Origin of the sequence: Kitasatospora sp. NRRL B-11411 (assembly GCF_000721345.1) — a bacterium.
In the GTDB taxonomy this organism is placed as follows: domain Bacteria; phylum Actinomycetota; class Actinomycetes; order Streptomycetales; family Streptomycetaceae; genus Kitasatospora; species Kitasatospora cineracea.
This window is the reverse complement of record NZ_JOGH01000060.1, coordinates 1-18,982: the sequence shown is the minus strand read 5'-3', so window position 1 is coordinate 18,982 and position 18,982 is coordinate 1. Positions and strand designations below refer to the sequence as shown.

Here is an 18,982-nt window from a genome sequence, read left to right as displayed (position 1 = left end):
TCCCCGTGCCCGCGCCTCCCCCAGGTCCGGGCACGGGGATGCGAACACGCCCACGACCCCGGAGGACCCCCGTGACCGTCGAACCGCACCGGTTCACCACCCTGACGGCAGACGTCCGACAGGCCCTGCTGGCGGCGTACGCGGACGTCCGGGCCCCGCTGCTCGACCGGCCGAACTACCGGCTCGAAGCCTTCACCGAACGCCTCGAACAGCACGCGGCCACCCCGGGCTTCACCCTCGTCCTCGCCCTCGCCACCGGACCGGACGCCCCCGGACGAGGCACCGGCGGCACGAGCGGCATCGGCACGGCGGTCGGCTACGCCTACGGCAACACCGTCGGCCCCGGGGACGGCTACTGGCAGCGCCTGGCCGAACCGCTCCCCGCGGGCTTCACCGCGACTCCCGTGCTGGCCCTGCGGGAGATCGGCGTCCGGCCCCCGTGGCGGGGGACGGGGGCGGCCCGCCGGATCCACGACGCGCTGCTCGCCGACCGTCCGGAGCAGCGCGTCGCCCTGATGGTCAACCCGCTGGCGGGCGAGGGCAAGGTACTGCGACTGTACGAGGGTTGGGGCTACCGGGGCTACAACTCCCAGGCCGGGACGCCGCTTTCACCGGAACTGACCGCGATGATCCGCCCGATCCACCCCGAGCCCGCCACCTGACGGTCCCTCAATCCCCTTCCAGGCCAAGGGGCTTCGTCCAGCGACGCCACTGCTCCTCGCGCCCGTAGCCGGCCGCCTCCCAGGCGGCCCGGCCCAGCGCGTTGTGCTCCAGCACCATCGCGTCGGCCCGCCGGCCACCGGCCTGCTCGAACCGGGCGTGCGCGGCGTCGAGCAGCGCGGTGCCGATGCCCTGCCGCCGGGCCCCCGGGTGGACGGCCAGCCGGTACAGGTGGCAGCGCCAGCCGTCCCACCCCGCGATCACCGTCCCGAGCAGCACCCCCGCCCGCTCCGCCAGGATCAGCGCCTGCGGATCCCGCTCCAGCAGCCGGGCCACACCCGCCCGGTCGTCACTGATACTGGTGCCCTCGGCGGACTCGGCCCAGAACGCCAGCACCGCGTCGATGTCCTCGGGCCGGGCCGCCCGCAGTTCGTACTCGCTCATGCCCCCCGTTCCTACCAGCCCCACCCGGCCGCCCGCCAACGGGTTTGCCCGGCGCCCGAGACCGGTAGCCGATAGCCGGTCGCGGGCCCCGCCGGGTGCCGCAGCGATGGAGTCAGCAACTGCCGCCGGGCGAGCAGGAGTTGCCTCCACCGGGAGTGCCGAGGGTGATGAGCTGCGGCGTGGCGGGCGCACCGCAGCAGCCTTCGCTGTCGTCCCGGCCCCGGGCGGGTTCGTCGTAGAGGCCGGCGCCGCCGCAGACGCCGGTCACGGGGAGGGTGAGTTCGACCCGGGCGGCGGCCTCGTGGTCGCCGGCGAGGGCGGCCGCGACGGAGCGGACCTGCTCGTAGCCGGTCAGGGCGAGGAAGGTGGGGGCGCGGCCGTAGGACTTCATGCCGACGAGGTGGACGCCCCGCTCGGGGTGGGAGAGCTCGTTCGCGCCGTGCGGGTAGACGGTGCCGCAGGAGTGCTGGTTGGGGTCGATCAGCGGGGCGAGCCCGGTCGGGGCCTGGAGGCGGTCGTCGAGGGCGAGGCGCAGTTCGGTGAGGAAAGACAGGTCGGGGCGCAGTCCGGTCAGGGCGATGATCTCGTCCAACTCCTCGGTGCGGGTGCCGTCTTCGGCGACGAGGGTGAGGCGGCCGCCGGTGGACGGTTCGACGGCGGCGGTGCGGAAGCCGGTCAGCGCGTCGGCGTGGCCGCTCTCGACGGCGGCCTTGGCGGCGAGGCCCAGGGCCCCGCGGGCGGGGAGCTGGTCGGCGGCGCCGCCGCCGTAGGTGGAGCCGGTGAGGCCGCGGCGCAGCACCCAGACGGCGTGGGTGCCGGGCGCGTCCTCCGCCAGGCCGGCGAGGGCTGCGAGGGCGGTGAACGCGGAGGCGCCGGCGCCGACGACGGCGGTGCGCCGGCCGACGTAGCGGGCCCGGACGGCGGGGTCGCGCAGGTCGGGGACGCGGTAGGAGATGCGGTCGGCGGCGGCGCGCTCGCCGAGCGCGGGCAGGCCGTCGGCGCCGAGCGGGTTCGGGGTGGCCCAGGTGCCGGAGGCGTCGACCACGGCGCGGGCGAGGAGGCGCTCCTCGGTGCCGTCGGGGTGTTCGACGTGGACGGTGAAGGGCTGCCGCTCGCGGTCGGCGTCGACGGTCCGGTCGCGTCCGGCGCGGGCGACGCCGGTGACCCGGGTGCCGTACCGGACGCGGGTGCCGAGGACGTCGGCGAGCGGCTGCAGGTACTGCTCGGCCCAGTCGCCGCCGGTCGGGTACGCCTCCCCGTCGGGCCGGGTCCAGCCGGTGGGGGTGAGCAGCTTCTCCGCGGCGGGGTCGACGAGCTCCGCCCACGGCGAGAACAGCCGCACGTGCGACCAGGCGCGCACGGCGGTGGCGGCCTGCGGCCCGGCCTCCAGGACCAGGGGTTCGAGGCCGCGTTCCAGCAGGTGGGCGGCGGCGGCCAGGCCGATCGGTCCGGCGCCGATCACGAGGACGGGCAGGCCGGTGGGGTCGGAGGTCATGGCGGTGGGCTCCCCTTCGCGCCAGGCGGTGCGGTCTCGCCGCGATCCGCCTGATTCGACAAGTATCGATGTGCTCTCGCCTCCGACCTTGCCCCCTGGATCGACGGATGTCAACATAGACGTATGTCGAATTCGAGGGTGGAGCTGCCGGTGCTCGCGCCGGAGGTGGTGCCGTGCTGCCCGCCGCTGACCTCGGCGGAACTCTCCGAGGCGGACGCGGTCACGATGGCGGCGATGTTCAAGGCGCTCGGCGACCCGGTGCGGCTGCGGCTGTTCTCCAAGGTCGCCTCCCACGAGGGCGGCGAGGCGTGCGTGTGCGACATCCAGGACGTCGGCGTCTCCCAGCCGACCGTCTCCCACCACCTGAAGAAGCTCCGCGAGGCCGGACTACTGACCTCCGAGCGGCGCGGGACCTGGGTGTACTACCGGGTCGAGCCGTCCGTCCTGGCCGGCCTGGCCCACCTGCTCGACCTGAACCGCTGATCCGTCCCCCGGAAGGCTTCCCGTGCCTGTCGACCTCCCCCCGCCCGGCCCGATGCTGCCCGAGCACGCCGAGCAGGTGCTCGCGATCTACCGGGCGGGCATCGAGGAGGGCAACGCCACCTTCGAGACCGCGGCGCCGAGTTGGACCGCCTTCGACGCGGCCCGGCTGCCCGCGCACCGGCACGTCGCCCTCGGCCCGGACGGGCAGGTGCTCGGCTGGGCGGCGGTCAGCCCGGTCTCCTCCCGCCCCGCCTACGCCGGGGTGGTCGAGCACTCCGTCTACGTCCACCCCGACCACCGCGGCCGCGGTGTCGCCCGACTGCTGCTGGACGCGCTGATCGACTCCACCGAGGCGGCCGGGATCTGGACGATCCAGTCGTCCGTCTTCCCCGAGAACACCGCCAGCCTCGCCCTGCACACCCGCGCCGGCTTCCGGACCGTCGGCACCCGCGAACGCGTCGCCCGCCACCACGGCGTCTGGCGCGACACCGTCCTGATCGAACGCCGCAGCCCGCTCATCGGGTAAGGGCCTGCCTTCCCGAGGCCGGGGGCGGGGGCGGGCCGGGGCCGGGCCGGGGGGCGGGCCGGGCCGGGGGCGGGCCGCAGGCTGCTGCGCGGGTCGGGCCGGGGAGGAGCCGGTGGCGGCCGGTGCGCCGGTCAGGGCATTCCGCCGCCCTGGGCCCCGAGCCTTCCGGACCGGCCCCCGGCCTTCCGGACCGCCGTGAACGCCGCCGGCGCCCGGCAGGGACCCGGTCCGCGCTCCGGGCTTGACCTTCGAGTCGGGTCGAAGGTCTATGGTCGGCCGTGTGACGAGCTACCGCATATCGCAGCTGGCCGAACGCTGCGGCGTCCCGGCGACGACGCTGCGCTTCTACGAGAGCGCCGGGCTGCTGCCCGCCGAACGGACCCCCGCCGGGTACCGCGTGTACGGGCCGGAGGCGGTGGAGCGGCTGGAGTTCATCGCCTCCGCGAAACTGCTGGGCCTGCCGCTGGAGGAGATCCGCGACCTCCTCGACGTCCGGGAGCAGGGCGTGTGCGCGCCGGTGCGCGCCCGGATGCGGGCGCTGGTCGCGGACCGGATCGCCGACACCGAAGCCCGGATCGCCGAACTGGCGGCGTTCTCCACCCACTTGGCCGCCGTCCACGCCGGCCTCGAAGGACCCGCCCCCGCGGGCGGGTGCGGTCCGGACTGCGGCTGCACCACCACCGGCACCGCCACCGCCTCGGAGGCGGTCGGACCGGTGACCGTGGACCTCTCACCCACCCGCACCCTCAACGCCGCCGCCGCTCCCGGACCGGCGGCGGCGGAGGCGTGGCGCCGGGCACCGGTGGCGTGCACCCTCGGCGGCGACCGGTTCGGCGAACGCGCCGCGCAGTGGAACGACCTGGCCGCCTCGGCCGAACGGCGCGAGGAGATCCCCGACGGCCTGCGGCTGACCTTCCCCGCCGACCCTCCGCTGGCGGGCCGGATCGCCGAACTCGCCGCAGCCGAACAGGGCTGCTGCGCGTTCTTCGACTTCTCCCTCCACCTCACCCCCACCGCCCTCCAGTTGACCGTGCGCGCCCCCGAGGAGGGGGCCTCGCTGCTGGCCGACCTGTTCGGAGCGACCTCATGACCAAGCCCCCGACCCGCCCGTCGAAGCCGTGGGGCCTGTTCGGCGCCGGAGCGGCCGCGGCGGCGGCTTGCGCGCTGTGCTGCGCGGGCCCGCTGCTGGCCGCCCTCGGCGGCCTCGGAGCCGCTTCCGCGATCGGCGCCCTGTGGGTGCCCGCCCTGGCGGCCGTCGCCGCAGCCGCGCTCGCGGCGCTCGCGGTCGTCCGCCGGCGCCGCCGTGCGGCGGCCTGTTCCACCGCCCCGGCCACGGCCGACCTCGGCATGCCCTCCTTCGGCCCGCCCGGCTCCGACACCACCGGGTAGCGCGTGGCACCGTCCCGGAGACTGCCTCGGCCACCCCGCCAGGCGACAGGATTCCCTGAATTCAGGCATCCCTGCATGGTCACGTGCGTGCCGACCCCGGCCCCCGAGGTCGAGGTGCTGGCGCGGTCCGGCCGCGCGCTCGCCGACGACAACGTGGACGCGGTGTTCGCGCACGTGCTGCTGCGCCTCGCCGGAGACCTGAGCGGACCGGCCGGGCCCGGCGCTGCCGCGGGACGGATCTCGCGGGCGCCGGACCCGGTGCTGCTGCGGCGGCCGGTCAGCTCGTCGGGGTGAACTTCCTGCGCCAGGCGAGGGAGACGTACACCAGGGCGATCAGCACCGGGACTTCGATCAGCGGGCCGACGACGCCGGCCAGGGCCTGGCCGGAGGTGACGCCGAAGGTGCCGATGGCGACCGCGATGGCGAGTTCGAAGTTGTTGCCGGCGGCGGTGAAGGCGAGGGTCGCGGTGCGGTCGTAGGTCAGGCCGAGGGCCTTGCCGAGGGCGAAGGTGCCGAACCACAGAAGCGCGAAGTAGGCGAGCAGCGGCAGGGCGATCCGGGCGACGTCCAGCGGCTGCGAGGTGATCGTCCTCCCCTGGAGGGCGAACAGGACCACGATGGTGAACAGCAGGCCGTACAGCGCCCAGGGGCCGATGCGCGGCAGCACCTTCGCCTCGTAGCGCTCGCGGCCGAGCCTCTTCTCCCCGAGGTGGCGGGTCAGGAACCCGGCGATCAGCGGGATGCCGAGGAAGACGACGACGTTGAGGGCGATCCTCCCCGTCGACACGTCCAGGTGCTCGCCGGCGCCCAGACCGAGCCAGCCTGGCAGCAGGTCGAGGTAGAACCAGCCCAGCACGCCGAACATGACCACCTGGAACACCGAGTTGAGGGCCACGAGGACGGCGGCGGCCTCGCGGTCGCCGCAGGCGAGGTCGTTCCAGATGACCACCATGGCGATGCAGCGGGCCAGCCCGACGATGATCAATCCGGTGCGGTACGCGGGCAGGTCGGACAGGAAGATCCAGGCGAGGGCGAACATCACCGCCGGGCCGACCAGCCAGTTGATCACCAGCGAGGAGGCCATCAGTCGGCGGTCGCCGGTGACGGTGTCGAGCCGGTCGTAGCGGACCTTCGCCAGCACCGGGTACATCATCACCAACAGGCCGAGCGCGATCGGCAGCGAGATCCCGCCGACCTCCACCTTCGCCAGCGCGTCGTTCAGCCCGGGAACCAGTCGGCCCAGCCCGAGGCCGACAGCCATCGCCACCAGGATCCACACCGCGAGGTAGCGGTCGACGAACGACAACTTCCCGGCCACCGAAGCGGGTTCGGGTCTGATCGCGGGGGCGGGGACGGGCGCGGTACGGGACATCAGCAGGGCCTCTTGGGGGCGGCGTGGACGCGGGCGGTGGCGGCGAGGTCGGCGAACTGCGCGGACAGCGACTCCAGCACCTCCGGGCGGAGCCGGTAGTACGTGAAGCGGCCGCACGGCTCGGTGTCCACCACCCCGGCGTCCCGCAGCACCTTGAGGTGGTTGGAGAGGTTGGTCTGGCGGGCGCCGGTCTCCTCCACCAGGTGCGTGGTGCACAGGGTTTCGCGGGCCAGCAGGGTCACGATCCGCAGCCTGAGCGGATCGGACAGCACCCGCAACAGTTCAGTGTCGACTGACATCACCATGGACTGATACTTTCACATCGGCCGGGACGGGCACCAGCGGCAGCTGACACGCCCTGCGGTCGCCGCCGGCCGCCCGCCTCCACCCGCCACGGACAGCGCCGTCCACGGGCAGAAGGCCCCGGCCCGGACACCCGAGACCGAGACCGAGACCGAAATCAAGACCGAGACCGAAACCGAACGAAGGACCCCGCCGATGACCGCCGCCGCGCCGCTCGCCTCCGTGCTGTTCGTCTGCGTCCACAACGCAGGCCGCTCCCAGATGGCCGCCGGCTTCCTCACCCGCCTCGCGGGCGACCGCGTCGAGGTCCGCTCCGCCGGCTCGGCCCCCGGCCACCGGGTCAACCCGGCCGCCGTCGCCGCGATGGCCGAGGCCGGCATCGACATCTCCGACCAGCAGCCGAAGATCCTCACCACCGAGGCCGTCCGGTCCTCCGACTACGTGATCACGATGGGCTGCGGCGACGCCTGCCCGTTCTTCCCCGGCAAGCACTACCGCGACTGGACGCTGGACGACCCGGCCGGCCAGGGCGTCGAAGCCGTCCGCCCGATCCGCGACGCCGTCAAGGCCCTGGTCGAGGACCTGATCGCCGAGATCGACGCCAAGGCCGCCGCCGGTCAGGAGAGTTGACCCCGGGACCGGCCCCACCGCCGCCGGAGCGGGCGAGAACGGAGATCGCCACCCGGCCCGACCGGGTGGAGCGGGGCAGCCCGAACTGACGGAGCGTCAACTCGCTGGGCCGAAACGCCCCGCAGCGGGCCGGAACCGGCCTTTGCCCGCCCTTGACGGACGGCCGCGGGATCCACCATGGTGTGGACCACTCCCTCGCACCGCTGCCCCCGTCCACCTCCCCCACCGGAGCCGGCATGCGTGCACCTTCCCTCCGCCGTCGCCGCGGCCGCCACGGCCCGCACCGCGGAGCCGCCGCCCCGTCCGGGAGCTGACGGCAGGCCACGTCCCGCCCGCGCGGTCCGCGCCGCGGGCGCACCGTCCGCCCACTCCTCCCCCACACCGGAGCCACCATGCATCCGCCTTCCCTTTCCCGCCGCCGGCACCCGCAGCGTCCCGGCCGCCTCCCGCTCGGGGCCGCCGCCGCGGCCGCGCTGCTGACCGCCACCGCGGGTTTCGCCCTGCTCGGCTCGGGCACCGCCGGGGCCGCCCAGGAGACCGTCCGGGACGGCCTGTTCGCGCAGCCGCTCGCGGACAACTGGACCTGCACCGGCGACGTCCGGCAGCTCGACCGGGGCGTCGAGGGCCGTCCGGGCGGCTACGACTACGCCGGGTGCACCCAGCAGGTCACGGTCCAGCCGTACACCACCTACGACCTGACGGCGGACGTCTCCGGCGCGTACGCCTTCGTCGGCGTCTACGGCGGCGACACCGAGGCGGTGTACCAGTGGGCCGACGGGCCGGAGCAGACCAGGCTGCACGCCGTGGTCCGCACCGCCGGGAACACCCGGTCGCTGACCGTGTACTTCCACGGCTGGTACGGGCAGGGCCCCTACCAGGTCAGCCGGGTCTCGCTGTACGACGGCAACACCAGCCTGCCGGCCTGCTCGGACATGACCGGTGCCCCGCCCAGCTCGCCGCGGCCCAGCCCGCCGACCCCGACCCGCACCACCACCGCCATCGCCGTCGCCGACACCGCCGTCCCGCCCCCGGCCGCACCGCGGGCCGCCACGACGACGGCGCCGAGCCCCGGTTCGAGCAGCCCGACCACCGGTCCGACCTGCCTGCCGCCGCCGGTGGTGGTGCCGTCCAGCAGCCCGGCCCAGCCCCGGCCCACCGAGACCTGAGCCGGTGTCAGCCGCGCAGCGCCCACACCGTGGTGGTCTTCTCGGCCGCGTCCTCCAGATCGGCGGCGACCGGGACGGTGTACTCGGCGAGCGCGGTGAAGCGCCCGCGCGGCAGGTAGGCCCGCCCGGGGTCGCCGACCACCACGGTCGCGCCCCGGGCGGCGGCCCGCTCCAGGAACGGCAGGAAGCGGGCGGCCATCGTCCGTTCGTAGAACACGTCGCCGGCCAGCACCACGTCGTCGGGCGCGCCGTCGCCGTCCAGCACGTCGGCCAGTTCGGCGGCCACCGCGACGCCGTTGAGCTCCGCGTTGACCCCGATCGAGGCCACCGCGTACGCGTCGATCTCGGCCGCCCGCACCCCGGCCGCACCGCGCAGCGCCGCCGCGACGCCGACCAGGCCGGAGCCCGCCGCCAGGTCCAACACCCGGCGGCCGCGCACCAGTTCGGGATGGTCCAGGACGTACCGGGCGACCGCCACCCCGCCCGCCCACGGGAACGCCCAGAACGGCGGCGGCAGGCCCTCCCGGCCGCGGGCCCGCTCGGTGGTCTCCCACAGCTCGATCGCGTCGCCCGCCATCCGCAGCCGCACCTCGGGCACGAACGGCACCGGCCCCGGCCGGGTGTGGGCCCGGACGAACGCGGCGTCCTCGGCGCCCTCGGCGTCTTCGGCAACCGCGGCGGCCGCGGCGGCCGTCCGGTGCCCGGGCGGATGCGCTGCGGCGGTGTCGTTCCCCATGGGCGGAAGCTTAGGGCGTGCCGACCGACGTCCCGACCGACGTCCCGGCAGGTGTCCCGCTCGGCGTCCCGGCAGGTGCCCCGCTCGGCATCCCGACCGGCGTCCCGGCAGGCACCCCGACCGGCGTCCCGACCGGCGTCCCGACCGACGGCTCGGCCCGGGTCGGTCCGGGTCCGCCGCGGTGGACGCCCGGTGGCCGCCCGGTTGACGCGCGTGGACCTCTCCCCGCCGTCTTCCGCCGCGCCGACGGCCGGTCACCACGCGATGACGGACGACGTACCGTTTCGATACCGAAGCCGTTATGAGCTGCGGAAACGCTCGCCCCCCGATGGGCCGCCCGAGTACGATCCGGGCAGACGCCCCGTTCGAGGCACCCCACAGTGCCAGTCCGCGGGCGGCGGCTCCGCGCGGGCCCGCGACGGCCTCACCACGGCCGGACGGGCGATGCCGCGCTCCACGTCACCGCGCGCCAGGGCAGTCGCGCGAAGCGGAAGGGCAGCGACTTGACGGACCGGCTCACCGGAGGGGACTCCTCACTGCTGCGGCGGATCAACGCGGCGGTCACCCTGCGGTCGTTGCGCGACGGACAGGCCGTCACGCTGACCCAGCTCGTCGGCGACACCGGGCTGTCCCGGCCCACCGTCGAGGGCGTGATCGAGGGGCTGTTGGAGTCCGGGCTGGTCGCCGAGGTCGAGCACGTCCAGGAGTCGGGGCGTCAGCGCGGCCGCCCGGCCCGCTGGTTCCGGTTCCGGGCCGAGGCCGGGCACGTGCTGGGCATCGAGATCGGCGTCCACGACCTGAGGGTCGTCCTCGCCGACCTGGCCGGCGAGGTGCTGGCCAGTCACTCCCGGCCGGTGGACGAATCGGTGGAGGCCGAGGAGCGGCTCGCCCTGGTCCGCACCACGGTCGGCGAGGTGCTGCGCAAGGCCGGGGTCTCCCGGGACAGCCTGTGGGAGGTCGCCGTCGGCACCCCCGGCATCGTCGACCGGGACGGCACCGTCCGGCTCGGCACCGCGATGCCCGGCTGGACCGGCCTCGACCTCGGCGCCCGGCTGCGCCGCTCCTTCCGCTGCCCCGTGGTGATCGAGAACGACGCCAACCTGGCTGCCATCGCCGAGCACTGGATGGGCGCGGCCGTCGGCAAGGGCGACGTGGTGTTCGTGATGGCCGGGCTCAGCCCCGGCGCCGGCTCGCTGATCGGCGGCCGCCTGCACCGCGGCCACGGCGGCGCCGCCGGCGAGATCGGCGCGCTCCACCTGCTCGGCCAACAGGCCACCCCCGAACGGCTGCTGTCCACCACCGGCAAGCCGCTGGACCCGCTGGACGAGGCCGCGGTGGCCCGGGTGCTGCGGCTGGCCCGGGAGGGCGACCAGGTCGCCCGGATCGCCATGGACCGCTTCCTGGGCCGCCTGGTGCACGACGTCACCGCGCTGGTCCTCGCCCTCGACCCCGAACTCGTCGTGGTCGGCGGCTGGGCGGCCGGCCTGGACGGCGTCCTGGAGCCGCTGCGCGAACAGCTCGCCCGCTACACGCTGCGCGCCCCCGAGGTCGCGCTCGCCGCGCTCGGCTCCGAGGTGGTCGCCATGGGCGCGCTGCGGGTCGCCCTCGACCACGTCGAGGAGCAGCTGTTCGCCGTCGACCCGCCCACCGCGCGCTGACCGGGGCCGCCGCGCCGGCCCGGGCGGCCCCGCACTGACCGGGGCCGTCGCCTACTGGAGGCAGAGCAGCTCGTACCCGCCCTTGAGCCGCCCCCGGGCGTGCGCCCGCATCCGGGCCGCGTACCGGGGGTCGTGCTTGAGCGAGTCGTAGCCGGGGCGGCCGTCGGACGGCAGGACGCCCGCGGTCTCGGCGAGGTAGACGTCGAAGCCCGGGTGCATCAGCACCGCGTACGGCAGGTCGTCGACGTCGAGCGCGAACACCGGGTACTCGCCCAGCCCGTCGCGCTCGCCGTGCGGGCCCACCGACAGCACCCGGCGGGAGTCGGAGCCGCCGGGCAGCAGGAAGCACGCGCCGAACAGCCCGGAGAACGGCTCGAAGCAGGAGCCCCACGGCTCGCCGAACTCCTCGACCGCGATCTCGCCCAGGGTCCGCGGCGCGAGCCCGCCGTCCGCGCCGAACCAGCCGTGCCGCTCCAGCATGCCGCTGTCGTACGCCAGCCAGGCCCGCAGGCTGGGCGGCAGCGGGTGGCCGTCGGGGAACGCCGCCAGCTCGGGGCGGGGCCGCAGCGGGCCCTCGACCCACCGGCCGGCGAACCGGTCGTGCTCCAGCACCTGGCGGGACGGGTCGGCGGCCACCTCGGCGATCACCCGCTCGGTGAGCGCCCTGCCGTGGTCCGTCGGATCGCCCGGATCCGTCGGATCGCCCGGATCCGCCGGGTCGGTCCGGTCCGTCCTCGTGCCGTTCTGGCCCATCCTCGTGCCGCTCCCCTGCTCACCGGTGGTCAGTGGGCAGGAGCGTAACGCGGGCCGCCGACAAGGACGTTGACGGTCCGTCAGGTGGAAACCGGGGAAGCCGGGGACGGCGGGGAAGCCGGGAACGGCGGGGAAGCCGGGGACGGCGAGGCGGGACGGGTCAGGAGACGGCGGCGGCGGAGACCGGGACGGCGGAGGTGACCTGGACGGCCGCGCCGGACTCGCCGAAGGTCAGCTTGCAGGTGTCGGCCCGGTAGGTGGAGACCGCGACCGCGGCCAGCCGGCCGGCCGCCGCGTACTGGGTGGTGACCACCAGGACGGGGGTGCCCGGGGGGCGCTCCAGCAGCGCGGCCTCGGCGGTCTCGGCGACGCCCAGCTCCACCGAGCGGGACTCGCCGTCGACGCCGAGCCGCTCCAGCTGGCGCAGCACGCCGCGGGCCCGGTCGCCGCCGTCCACCACCACGGCCAGGTGCGGCAGCGCGGCGGAGGGGACGTGCAGCGACTCGGCGGCGACCGCCACGCCCTGGACCGTCCGCAGCCGGCGCACGGTGTGCACCTGGTCGCCCTCGGCCAGGCCCAGGGTGCGGGCCAGCGCGGCGGTGGCGGGGCCGGTGGTGCAGTCCACCACCTTCCACTCCTGGGCGGCGCGGGCGGTGGCGGCCCGGCCGGACTGGCGTCCGCCGACCGGGATGCCCACCCGCGGGGCGGCGACCAGCGTGCCGATGCCGCGCCGGCGGACCAGGCGGCCCTCGAGTTCCAGCTGGTCCAGGGCCTGGCGGAGGGTGGCCCGGGCCACGCCGAAGCGCGCCGAGAGCTCCCGCTCGTTGGGCAGCACCTGGCCGGTCGAGAACTCGGTGTCCATGGTGCGCAGCAGCACCGTGCGCAGGTGCCAGTACTTCGGCTCCGCCACCGCCGCGAGCGTTCCTTGCCCCACCGTGTCCTCCACCCTGAGGGACGACAGGCCCACCGCGGCTCCCCGTTTCGGCAGGTGGGGGAGGCGGGCTTTATCCGTCCTTCTTTATTAAAGGTCTTTGCAGTAAGTGACAGTAGGGGGTGCCCGGGGAGATGGTCAAGACCAATGGGACGGGTTCCTTGCGGATCGCCCGCCGACCCGGTATGGCGCCCCGCTTCGCCCGGAATGCCGGATTCCCGCCTGAATTGTCGGAGCCGACCGGTACCCTCGCTCCGTGCACAGCATCATCACGACAGTCAACGTGAACGGGATCCGGGCGGCCGCCAAGAAGGGCTTCCTGGAGTGGATCGACGACACCAAGTCCGAGGTGGTCTGCCTCCAGGAGGTGCGCGCCGAGGCCGAGCAGTTCGCCGACGTGCTGGCCCGCCTCGACGGGTGGCACGCGGTCTGGGCCCCCGCCGCCGCCAAGGGCCGGGCCGGGGTGGCGGTGCTCTCCCGCCGCGCCCCCGACGCCACCCGGATCGGCTTCGGCTCCGCCGAGTTCGACGGCTCCGGCCGCTACGCCGAGCTCGACCTGCCCGGCCTGACGGTCGCCTCGCTGTACCTGCCCTCCGGCGAGGTCGGCACCGAGCGGCAGGACGAGAAGGAGCGCTTCATGGCCGAGTTCCTCGTCCACCTCGGCGAACTGCGCGCCCGGGCCGCCGCGGAGGGCCGCGAGGTGCTGGTCTGCGGAGACTGGAACATCGCCCACCGCGAGGCCGACCTGCGCAACTGGAAGGCCAACCAGAAGAAGGCCGGCTTCCTCCCCGAGGAGCGCGCCTGGTTCTCCCGCATCCTCGACGACCACGGCTACGTCGACGTCCTGCGCCGCCGCCACCCCGACCAGGACGGCCCCTACTCCTGGTGGTCCTACCGCGGCCGCGCCTTCGACAACGACGCCGGCTGGCGCATCGACTACCAGATGGCCACCCCCGCCCTGGCCGCCCGCTGCACCGACGCCTACGTCGAGCGCGCCGCCACCCACGCGGAGCGCTGGTCCGACCACGCACCCGTCACCGCCGTCTACGACGCGGCGGTGTAGCCCGAACCGGCCCGGGGGTCCCCGGCCCGGCCGGTCCCCGGGCCGGGCGCGGCTGATCCCCGGGCCGGGTGGCGCCGGGGATCGGGTGGGGCGGAGGGGGAGAGGTCAGACCCGGTCGGCCGCGATCAGGACGTACTGGAAGGAGCCGTCCTTGTAGGACTCGATGAAGGCTTCCTCGATGCCGGTGACCAGCGAGGAGGTGGCGCGCAGCTCCCAGTAGGGGAGGGTGTCGGGGGTGAGGTCGATGACGGCCTGCGGGACGAGGCGGTTGTCGGCCATGGCGCGCAGGTACTCGCGGCGGGAGTGGATGTTGCACTCGAAGTGGGCGTTGATCTGGGAGACCCACTTGGAGGGCTGGCCGTAGCGGGGGTTCCAGCAGCCGGTGATGGTGACGTAGCGGCCGCCGACCTTGAGCACCCGGGAGTGCTCGGCGAACAGGTCGTGCAGGTCGACGTACATGCTGGACTCGTTGTTCCAGGAGCCGGTCATCTGGCCGTTGGCGAACGGGGTGTCGAGCATGTTGCAGACCCGGGAGCGGACGTGGTCGGCGATGCCGAGCTCCTGGACGCGGCGGTTGCCGAACTCGGCCTGGGTGCTGGAGAGGGTGACGCCCTCGACCTTGCAGCCGAAGCGCTGGTGGGCCATCACCATGGAGCCGCCGCGGCCGCAGCCGGCGTCCATCAGGGTGTCGCCGGGCGCGACCGGGCCGAGGTGGTCGAGCAGGACCTCGGCCTGGGCGGACTCCAGCCGGTGCAGTTCGGTGATCAGCTTCTTCTCGTGCTCGCTGTCCTCGGGGTCGCCGAGGGCGGCGGTGTCGATCTCGCCGATGCCGTAGTGGTGGTGGTAGAGGCCGTCGACGTCGCCGAGGCGCAGGTTGACCGGCCGGGCTTCGCTGTTCCAGTAGCGGGCGATGTCGCCCTGGTAGGCGGTGGCCGGAGCCGGAACGAAGGCGGCGGCGGTGGTGTCGAATTCGGTGCTGGTCATGTCCGAGTGTCCGTTTCTTGCCGGTTCTTACCAGAAGTTGGGCAGGCTGTAGCGGTAGGTGTTGGTCTGGTGCCAGTAGTGGTTGCCGTCGACCCAGGCGGCCACGCCGCGCAGGAAGCGCAGCATCTGCGGGGCCGGGCAGGCGGCGGCGAGGGCGGCGGACTCGGCCTCGAAGGCGTGCATCAGCTCGTTGTGGACCTCGACGGCCTTGAGGTAGCCGTCCTTGTCGGAGAGGCCCTCGCGTTCGGCGATCACCACGGGCAGGTTGAGGTGCCGGCCGGGGCTGGCGAGCTCCTTGGTGTACGAGTACAGGTCGTTGACGATGGTGGTGGCGTTGCTTGCCAGCGCGATGACCCGCTGGGTGCCGGGCAGCGCGTGCAGGTCGGCGGGCAGTTCGTAGCCGCCGACGCTGTCGGTGATGGTCGGGCAGGGGCGGAAGTTGTTGAACTGGCGCATCGCCAGGTACTCCCACACCTCGGGCACGTGGTCGGCCTCGGCCCAGGCCGCCTCGGCCAGGTAGCCGAGGTGCAGCCGGGCCATGTCGTGCCGGAACCGGTCGGCCTGGGACGGGCTGGCCATCTCGGTGAAGTACCGCATCGCCGAGTGGTAGGCGCGGCGCGGGGCGTCCGAGCCGAGCGACTCGGCCCAGCCCGGCGCGTACTCCGCCGTGGTGTGCAGCGGGTCGAGCGCGGTGTGGGCGAGCAGCAGGCGGCTGCCGAGGCCGACCGGGGAGCCGCCGTGGTCCTCGCAGTAGCAGTCGTCGACCGCGTTCTCGGCGACCATCAGGCGGGTGGCCAGCATCAGGTGGTCGACGGTCGGGGCGTCCGGGTGGCAGGCGACCATGTAGCGCCCGACCGAGAAGCCGTCGAACTCGCCCTCCCACTCGTCCGGGAACAGGTCCACCTCGTCGACCGCCCAGTCCTTGATCCGGCGGCTGACCTCCGCCACCCGGGCCGGGTCGGGGTCCGGGATCGGGTGGTAGTACAGGCCGGGCACCGGGATGCCCTCCACCGGCTCGGCGACGGCTGCGGCGGCTTCGGCCGCGACCACGGCGTCGGCCGCGACCGGCGCGGTCGGCACGGCGGGGGCCGGGAGGCGGGGCAGCAGCAGGCCGTCCGTCCCGAGGCCGCTGGGGCCGCGCAGGATCCGCTCGATCCCGCCGCCGGACGTCTCGGGGGCGGCCTCGGGGAGGATCTCGTGGTCGGTCTCCGGGACGGCCGCGGGTGCGGGAGCGGACGCGTCGAGGACGGCGGCGACGGCCGCGGTGAGGGCGGCGTGGAAGGACGGGTGGGACGGGCCGGACAGCGGGGGGAGCGCGGCCGGAGGCGGAGAGGAAAGCCCTGGGTCGGGCATCCGTGACTCCTTCACTGGGAGGGGCGGTCTGGTCGGACGGGTGGCGGGGCTCGCCGGCCGCGACGGGGGGCGTCGGTGCGGACGGGTGGTGCGTGGTGCGGGAGGGTGTCCGGGCGCGCGGACGGTGGCGGGCGGCCGGTGACCGTCCGCCACGAGCGGGGATCCCGTGGTCAGCCCGTTCCGGGGGCGTCCGCGGCCGGGCCGGTCACAACGGTCATGGGCGAACGCTCCTCGGGGTACGGAAAGATGACGAATCGTCAGGATTCGTGGCCGACTCGGTCGGATCTTGAGGAACGCTAACGCTCCGTAGGCGTTCTTCGCCCGCGAGGACGGGGGTATTTACCTCGATACGGTGATCTTGCGGATCCGGATGTTTATCCCGGTCACCAGCGACATTTGAGCCAGCCGCCCCGAGTTGTCCCCGAACCACCGCCCCGCTGCGCCGTCGCCCCTCCCCCGCCCCGCCGCACCCCACCGTTTCCGGCCACCGCGCACGCGAACGCCCCCGCCCCCGCACGACGGCGGGGACGGGGGCGGAAAGCAGGGTGAGGAGGTGTCAGGCGGCGCTGCAGGCAGTGCCGTTGAGGGTGAAGGCGGGCAGCGCGGCGGGGGTGCCGGTGGCCTGGAAGCCGAAGGACGCGGTGCCGCCCGGGGCCAGCGTGCCGTTCCACCCGGCGTCGGTGGCGGTGACGGCCGCGCCGCTCTGCACCACCTGGGCGTTCCAGGCGTTGCTGACCGCCTCGTTGCCCCGGTACGTCCAGGCCAGCTTCCAGCCGGAGACGGTGCTGCTCCCGGTGTTGCGCACCGTCACGTCGGCGGTGAACCCGGTGCCCCAACTGCTGCCCACCGTGTAGGTGACCGCGCACCCGGAGACCGGCTGCGGCGAGGCGGAGGCGGAGGGTGAGGGAGAGGCCGAGGGGGAGGCGGAGGGGGACGGCGACACCGAAGCGGAGGACGACGGCGACGGCGACGGGGAGGGCGACACCGAGGCGGACGGCGAGGGCGACGGGGAGGTGGACGGGCCTGGGCCGGTGCCCGGTTCGGCGCCCCACTGCGGCGCTCCCCCGTCCAGCAGCCGGATGTTCGCCGCGTCCACCGGCGTCGAGCCGGGGACCAGCGAGATGCCCTGGTACGACCAGTCGTTGGTGGGGTCCCAGGCGCCCGATGAGGCGATCCGGAACTGGACCTCCTTGCGGTAGGCGGACTGTCCGGCCGGGGCGATCACGGTGTTGGAGCAGTCGACGGTGACGTAGTAGGTGGAGCCGGAGTAGAGCGTGGGCCCGGTGACCGCGCCGCACTGGTTGTAGTTGGTGGTGAGGGTGATCTGGCTCGGGCTGACCCCGGGCTCCAGGGTGAAGTAGTAGCGCAGCGAGGCGTTCTTGAGCGCGCGGGCCGGCCAGGCCGACTTGTTGATCAGGTACGCCTTGATCTCGGTGAAGTTGGTGCCGGCGGCGTTCACCGACGCCTGGACGGACATCTCCGGGCCGTCCGGGGTCTCCTTGGGCGGGAAGGCGGTAAGCGGGTTGCCGCCGTACTCGCCGTAGAGCCGGGCCAGCGCGCCGGTGAAGGCGGCGTTGTAGTCGGTGGCGACCTCGTTGTTGACGTAGTTGGAGCGGTCGTCGGTGTAGGAGTCGTCGGCCGAGCTGGGGCCGCCGACCAGGGCGCCGATCAGGGTGTGGCGGCTGTCGACGGGGTTGGTGAGCTGGTCGGTCCAGGAGCCGTGGGCGGTGCGGTGGTGCGGGTTCTTCGGGGAGTTGGCGCCGAAGCCGATCAGGTAGCTGGACTTGCGGGGGTTGTCGCCGAGCGCGTAGTCGATCTGGCGGACCGCGAAGTCGTGGTAGCGGGCCTGGCGGGTCGGGTCTCCGGTGAGCGTGTCGGAGTAGACCAGGGCGACGAAGGAGGTGTTGGCGGCGTAGCGCAGCGACCCCCAGGAGTCGAGCACGGCCTCGCCGCCCGGGGAGTACTTGACCTGGCTGCCGTTGACGCCGACGGTCCACCAGTCGAGCCAGCGGTTGGCGTCGTCGACGTACTGCTGCTTGCCGGTGAGCTGGGCCAGCAGCACGTAGTCGCCGTAGGACTTGTCGTCCCAGGCGATCGTCCACTTGTAGGACTTGGTCGTGGACTGCGGTTCGGTGGAGAGGTTGGCGTAGTAGCTCTCGGCCTTGGCGAGGTAGCTGCTGTCGCCGGTGGCCTTGTAGAGCCAGATGGCGCCCCAGACCAGTTCGTCGTTGTAGCCGCTCCAGGAGTTGTAGTAGCCCTGGGCGTCCTTGATGCAGTCGCTGTACTTGCCGCGGTAGGTGTCGGCGAAGGAGTACAGCTGCTTGGCGTGGGTGAGCAGGGTCGCGGAGTAGGTGGGGTCGCTGTCCGCGAAGACCATGGACGAGGAGGCGAGCGCGGCGGCCGTCTCCCCCGCCAGGTCCGAGCCCGGGCAGGAGGCGTCGATCTTGTACGCGGGCCGGGCCATCGGCAGCACCTCGGCCGGGCCCCACCAGGCGTGGTCGGCCGAGCCGCTGCCGACCTGGCCGTAGAGCACGTTGGGGGCGGGGTGGGCCTTGATCAGGTAGTCGTCGACGAAGCGCAGGTTGTTCTTCAGGTACGGCATCTGCCCGGAGGCGGTGTAGCCCTGCTTCTCGGCGATGCCGCCCCAGGCCAGCATGGTGGTCGAAGCGGCCATCGGCAGGCCGAACTTGACGTGGTCGCCCGCGTCGTACCAGCCGCCGGTCAGGTCGAGTCCGACGTCCTTGCCGTCGTCGAGCGCGGAGTCGCCGCGCCAGCTCACCCGGTTGGTGGCGGGCAGGTGGCCGGACTGCTGGGCCTCGTAGAAGAGCAGCGACTTCTGCAGCGCCTCGCCGTAGTTGAACGCGGGCGCGGCGGCGGCCGGGTCGGCGGCGGCCGCGGCCGAGGAGGCGTGCAGCGGCAGCAGCGCACCGGCGGCGAGGGCCGTGGCGGCGAGCAGCCCGCCGAGGGCGCGCCGGGCGGAGCCCTGCGTCCGGGCGGCCGTCGGGCGGGCGGGCGTGGAGCGGGGCGGCGCGGGCG

20 protein-coding genes are annotated in these 18,982 nt (G+C 74.3%); 10 read left to right on the top strand and 10 right to left on the bottom strand.

Translation table 11 applies throughout. The features are described 5' to 3' along the window. Positions 1-38 precede the first annotated feature (38 nt). The gene (locus IH44_RS0124270; RefSeq protein WP_030461824.1) at positions 39-662 is read left to right on the top strand and encodes an acetyltransferase; all 624 of its coding nucleotides are present in this window, start codon (positions 39-41) and stop codon (positions 660-662) included. A 7-nt stretch (positions 663-669) separates the two neighbouring features. On the opposite strand, the gene IH44_RS0124265 is transcribed toward IH44_RS0124270, so the two are convergent. Both IH44_RS0124265 and IH44_RS0124260 read right to left on the bottom strand, forming a co-directional pair. Beyond that, entirely contained in the window at positions 670-1,104 is a 435-nt protein-coding gene (locus IH44_RS0124265) for a GNAT family N-acetyltransferase (protein WP_030461823.1), read from the bottom strand. Between the two features lie 112 nt (positions 1,105-1,216). After that, entirely contained in the window at positions 1,217-2,599 is a 1,383-nt protein-coding gene (locus IH44_RS0124260) for an FAD-dependent oxidoreductase (protein ID WP_030461822.1), read from the bottom strand. A 123-nt stretch (positions 2,600-2,722) separates the two neighbouring features. On the opposite strand from IH44_RS0124260, the gene IH44_RS0124255 reads away from it, so the two are divergent. From IH44_RS0124255 to IH44_RS0124235, 5 genes are all read left to right on the top strand, one after another. Then, positions 2,723-3,082: a helix-turn-helix transcriptional regulator gene (locus tag IH44_RS0124255; RefSeq protein WP_030461821.1), complete on the top strand. Its 360-nt coding sequence runs from the start codon at positions 2,723-2,725 to the stop codon at positions 3,080-3,082. A gap of 52 nt (positions 3,083-3,134) precedes the next feature. Continuing rightward, complete coding sequence (locus IH44_RS0124250) at positions 3,135-3,608, top strand: GNAT family N-acetyltransferase (protein WP_030461820.1); 474 nt, start codon at positions 3,135-3,137, stop codon at positions 3,606-3,608. Positions 3,609-3,888: 280 nt separating this feature from the next. Continuing rightward, a complete protein-coding gene (locus tag IH44_RS0124245) occupies positions 3,889-4,698 on the top strand; it encodes a heavy metal-responsive transcriptional regulator (RefSeq protein WP_030461819.1) in 810 nt (269 codons plus the stop codon). Beyond that, entirely contained in the window at positions 4,695-4,997 is a 303-nt protein-coding gene (locus IH44_RS0124240) for a hypothetical protein (protein WP_232795066.1), read from the top strand. Before IH44_RS0124245 ends, IH44_RS0124240 begins: the two co-directional genes overlap by 4 nt. Before the next feature lie 87 nt (positions 4,998-5,084). Further along, entirely contained in the window at positions 5,085-5,291 is a 207-nt protein-coding gene (locus tag IH44_RS0124235; RefSeq protein WP_157852449.1) for a hypothetical protein, read from the top strand. Here the strand turns inward: IH44_RS0124235 and arsB are convergent. Both arsB and IH44_RS0124225 read right to left on the bottom strand, forming a co-directional pair. Next, entirely contained in the window at positions 5,275-6,369 is a 1,095-nt protein-coding gene (gene arsB, locus IH44_RS0124230; protein WP_030461816.1) for an ACR3 family arsenite efflux transporter, read from the bottom strand. The genes IH44_RS0124235 and arsB overlap by 17 nt on opposite strands. Further along, entirely contained in the window at positions 6,369-6,674 is a 306-nt protein-coding gene (locus tag IH44_RS0124225; protein WP_030461815.1) for a helix-turn-helix transcriptional regulator, read from the bottom strand. The genes arsB and IH44_RS0124225 overlap by 1 nt, the downstream gene beginning before the upstream one ends. Positions 6,675-6,867: 193 nt before the next feature. On the opposite strand from IH44_RS0124225, the gene IH44_RS0124220 reads away from it, so the two are divergent. Continuing rightward, a complete protein-coding gene (locus tag IH44_RS0124220) occupies positions 6,868-7,302 on the top strand; it encodes an arsenate reductase ArsC (protein WP_030461814.1) in 435 nt (144 codons plus the stop codon). 392 nt (positions 7,303-7,694) lie between these two features. After that, positions 7,695-8,468, top strand: a complete 774-nt coding sequence (locus IH44_RS0124215; RefSeq protein ID WP_030461813.1) for a hypothetical protein — start codon at positions 7,695-7,697, stop codon at positions 8,466-8,468. Between the two features lie 7 nt (positions 8,469-8,475). On the opposite strand, the gene IH44_RS0124210 is transcribed toward IH44_RS0124215, so the two are convergent. Continuing rightward, positions 8,476-9,204, bottom strand: coding sequence for a methyltransferase (locus IH44_RS0124210; RefSeq protein WP_232795065.1), 729 nt, complete (start codon positions 9,202-9,204; stop codon positions 8,476-8,478). 503 nt (positions 9,205-9,707) lie between these two features. On the opposite strand from IH44_RS0124210, the gene IH44_RS0124205 reads away from it, so the two are divergent. Continuing rightward, entirely contained in the window at positions 9,708-10,862 is a 1,155-nt protein-coding gene (locus IH44_RS0124205) for an ROK family protein (RefSeq protein ID WP_030461811.1), read from the top strand. A gap of 51 nt (positions 10,863-10,913) precedes the next feature. On the opposite strand, the gene IH44_RS0124200 is transcribed toward IH44_RS0124205, so the two are convergent. Together IH44_RS0124200 and IH44_RS0124195 are read right to left on the bottom strand one after the other, a co-directional pair. Then, entirely contained in the window at positions 10,914-11,615 is a 702-nt protein-coding gene (locus IH44_RS0124200) for a hypothetical protein (protein ID WP_232795064.1), read from the bottom strand. 160 nt (positions 11,616-11,775) lie between these two features. After that, the gene (locus IH44_RS0124195) at positions 11,776-12,549 is read right to left on the bottom strand and encodes a GntR family transcriptional regulator (RefSeq protein WP_030461809.1); all 774 of its coding nucleotides are present in this window, start codon (positions 12,547-12,549) and stop codon (positions 11,776-11,778) included. A gap of 253 nt (positions 12,550-12,802) precedes the next feature. Here IH44_RS0124195 and IH44_RS0124190 point away from each other — a divergent pair, with 253 nt between their 5' ends. After that, entirely contained in the window at positions 12,803-13,609 is an 807-nt protein-coding gene (locus IH44_RS0124190; protein ID WP_107066612.1) for an exodeoxyribonuclease III, read from the top strand. A gap of 105 nt (positions 13,610-13,714) precedes the next feature. Here IH44_RS0124190 and IH44_RS0124185 read toward each other — a convergent pair whose 3' ends face one another. From IH44_RS0124185 to IH44_RS0124175, 3 genes are all read right to left on the bottom strand, one after another. Next, on the bottom strand, positions 13,715-14,593 hold the full coding sequence (locus tag IH44_RS0124185; RefSeq protein WP_030461807.1) for a geranyl diphosphate 2-C-methyltransferase: 879 nt from the start codon (positions 14,591-14,593) through the stop codon (positions 13,715-13,717). Positions 14,594-14,620: 27 nt separating this feature from the next. Beyond that, positions 14,621-15,946 carry a family 2 encapsulin nanocompartment cargo protein terpene cyclase gene (locus IH44_RS0124180; RefSeq protein ID WP_030461806.1) on the bottom strand — a complete coding sequence of 442 codons (1,326 nt, stop codon included), beginning with the start codon at positions 15,944-15,946 and terminating at the stop codon, positions 14,621-14,623. 556 nt (positions 15,947-16,502) lie between these two features. After that, a partial coding sequence (locus IH44_RS0124175; RefSeq protein WP_030461805.1) for a glycoside hydrolase family 9 protein occupies positions 16,503-18,982 on the bottom strand: 2,480 nt, incomplete at its 5' end.

Bases quoted from the DNA above. Each gene is read 5' to 3' on its own strand.
- IH44_RS0124270 (WP_030461824.1), top strand. From the start codon at position 39: ATGCGAACACGCCCACGACCCCGGAGGACCCCCGTGACCGTCGAACCG.
- IH44_RS0124265 (WP_030461823.1), bottom strand. From the start codon at position 1,104: ATGAGCGAGTACGAACTGCGGGCGGCCCGGCCCGAGGACATCGACGCG.
- IH44_RS0124260 (WP_030461822.1), bottom strand. From the start codon at position 2,599: ATGACCTCCGACCCCACCGGCCTGCCCGTCCTCGTGATCGGCGCCGGA.
- IH44_RS0124255 (WP_030461821.1), top strand. From the start codon at position 2,723: ATGTCGAATTCGAGGGTGGAGCTGCCGGTGCTCGCGCCGGAGGTGGTG.
- IH44_RS0124250 (WP_030461820.1), top strand. From the start codon at position 3,135: ATGCTGCCCGAGCACGCCGAGCAGGTGCTCGCGATCTACCGGGCGGGC.
- IH44_RS0124240 (WP_232795066.1), top strand. From the start codon at position 4,695: ATGACCAAGCCCCCGACCCGCCCGTCGAAGCCGTGGGGCCTGTTCGGC.
- arsB (WP_030461816.1), bottom strand. From the start codon at position 6,369: ATGTCCCGTACCGCGCCCGTCCCCGCCCCCGCGATCAGACCCGAACCC.
- IH44_RS0124225 (WP_030461815.1), bottom strand. From the start codon at position 6,674: ATGGTGATGTCAGTCGACACTGAACTGTTGCGGGTGCTGTCCGATCCG.
- IH44_RS0124220 (WP_030461814.1), top strand. From the start codon at position 6,868: ATGACCGCCGCCGCGCCGCTCGCCTCCGTGCTGTTCGTCTGCGTCCAC.
- IH44_RS0124215 (WP_030461813.1), top strand. From the start codon at position 7,695: ATGCATCCGCCTTCCCTTTCCCGCCGCCGGCACCCGCAGCGTCCCGGC.
- IH44_RS0124210 (WP_232795065.1), bottom strand. From the start codon at position 9,204: ATGGGGAACGACACCGCCGCAGCGCATCCGCCCGGGCACCGGACGGCC.
- IH44_RS0124200 (WP_232795064.1), bottom strand. From the start codon at position 11,615: ATGGGCCAGAACGGCACGAGGACGGACCGGACCGACCCGGCGGATCCG.
- IH44_RS0124185 (WP_030461807.1), bottom strand. From the start codon at position 14,593: ATGACCAGCACCGAATTCGACACCACCGCCGCCGCCTTCGTTCCGGCT.
- IH44_RS0124180 (WP_030461806.1), bottom strand. From the start codon at position 15,946: ATGCCCGACCCAGGGCTTTCCTCTCCGCCTCCGGCCGCGCTCCCCCCG.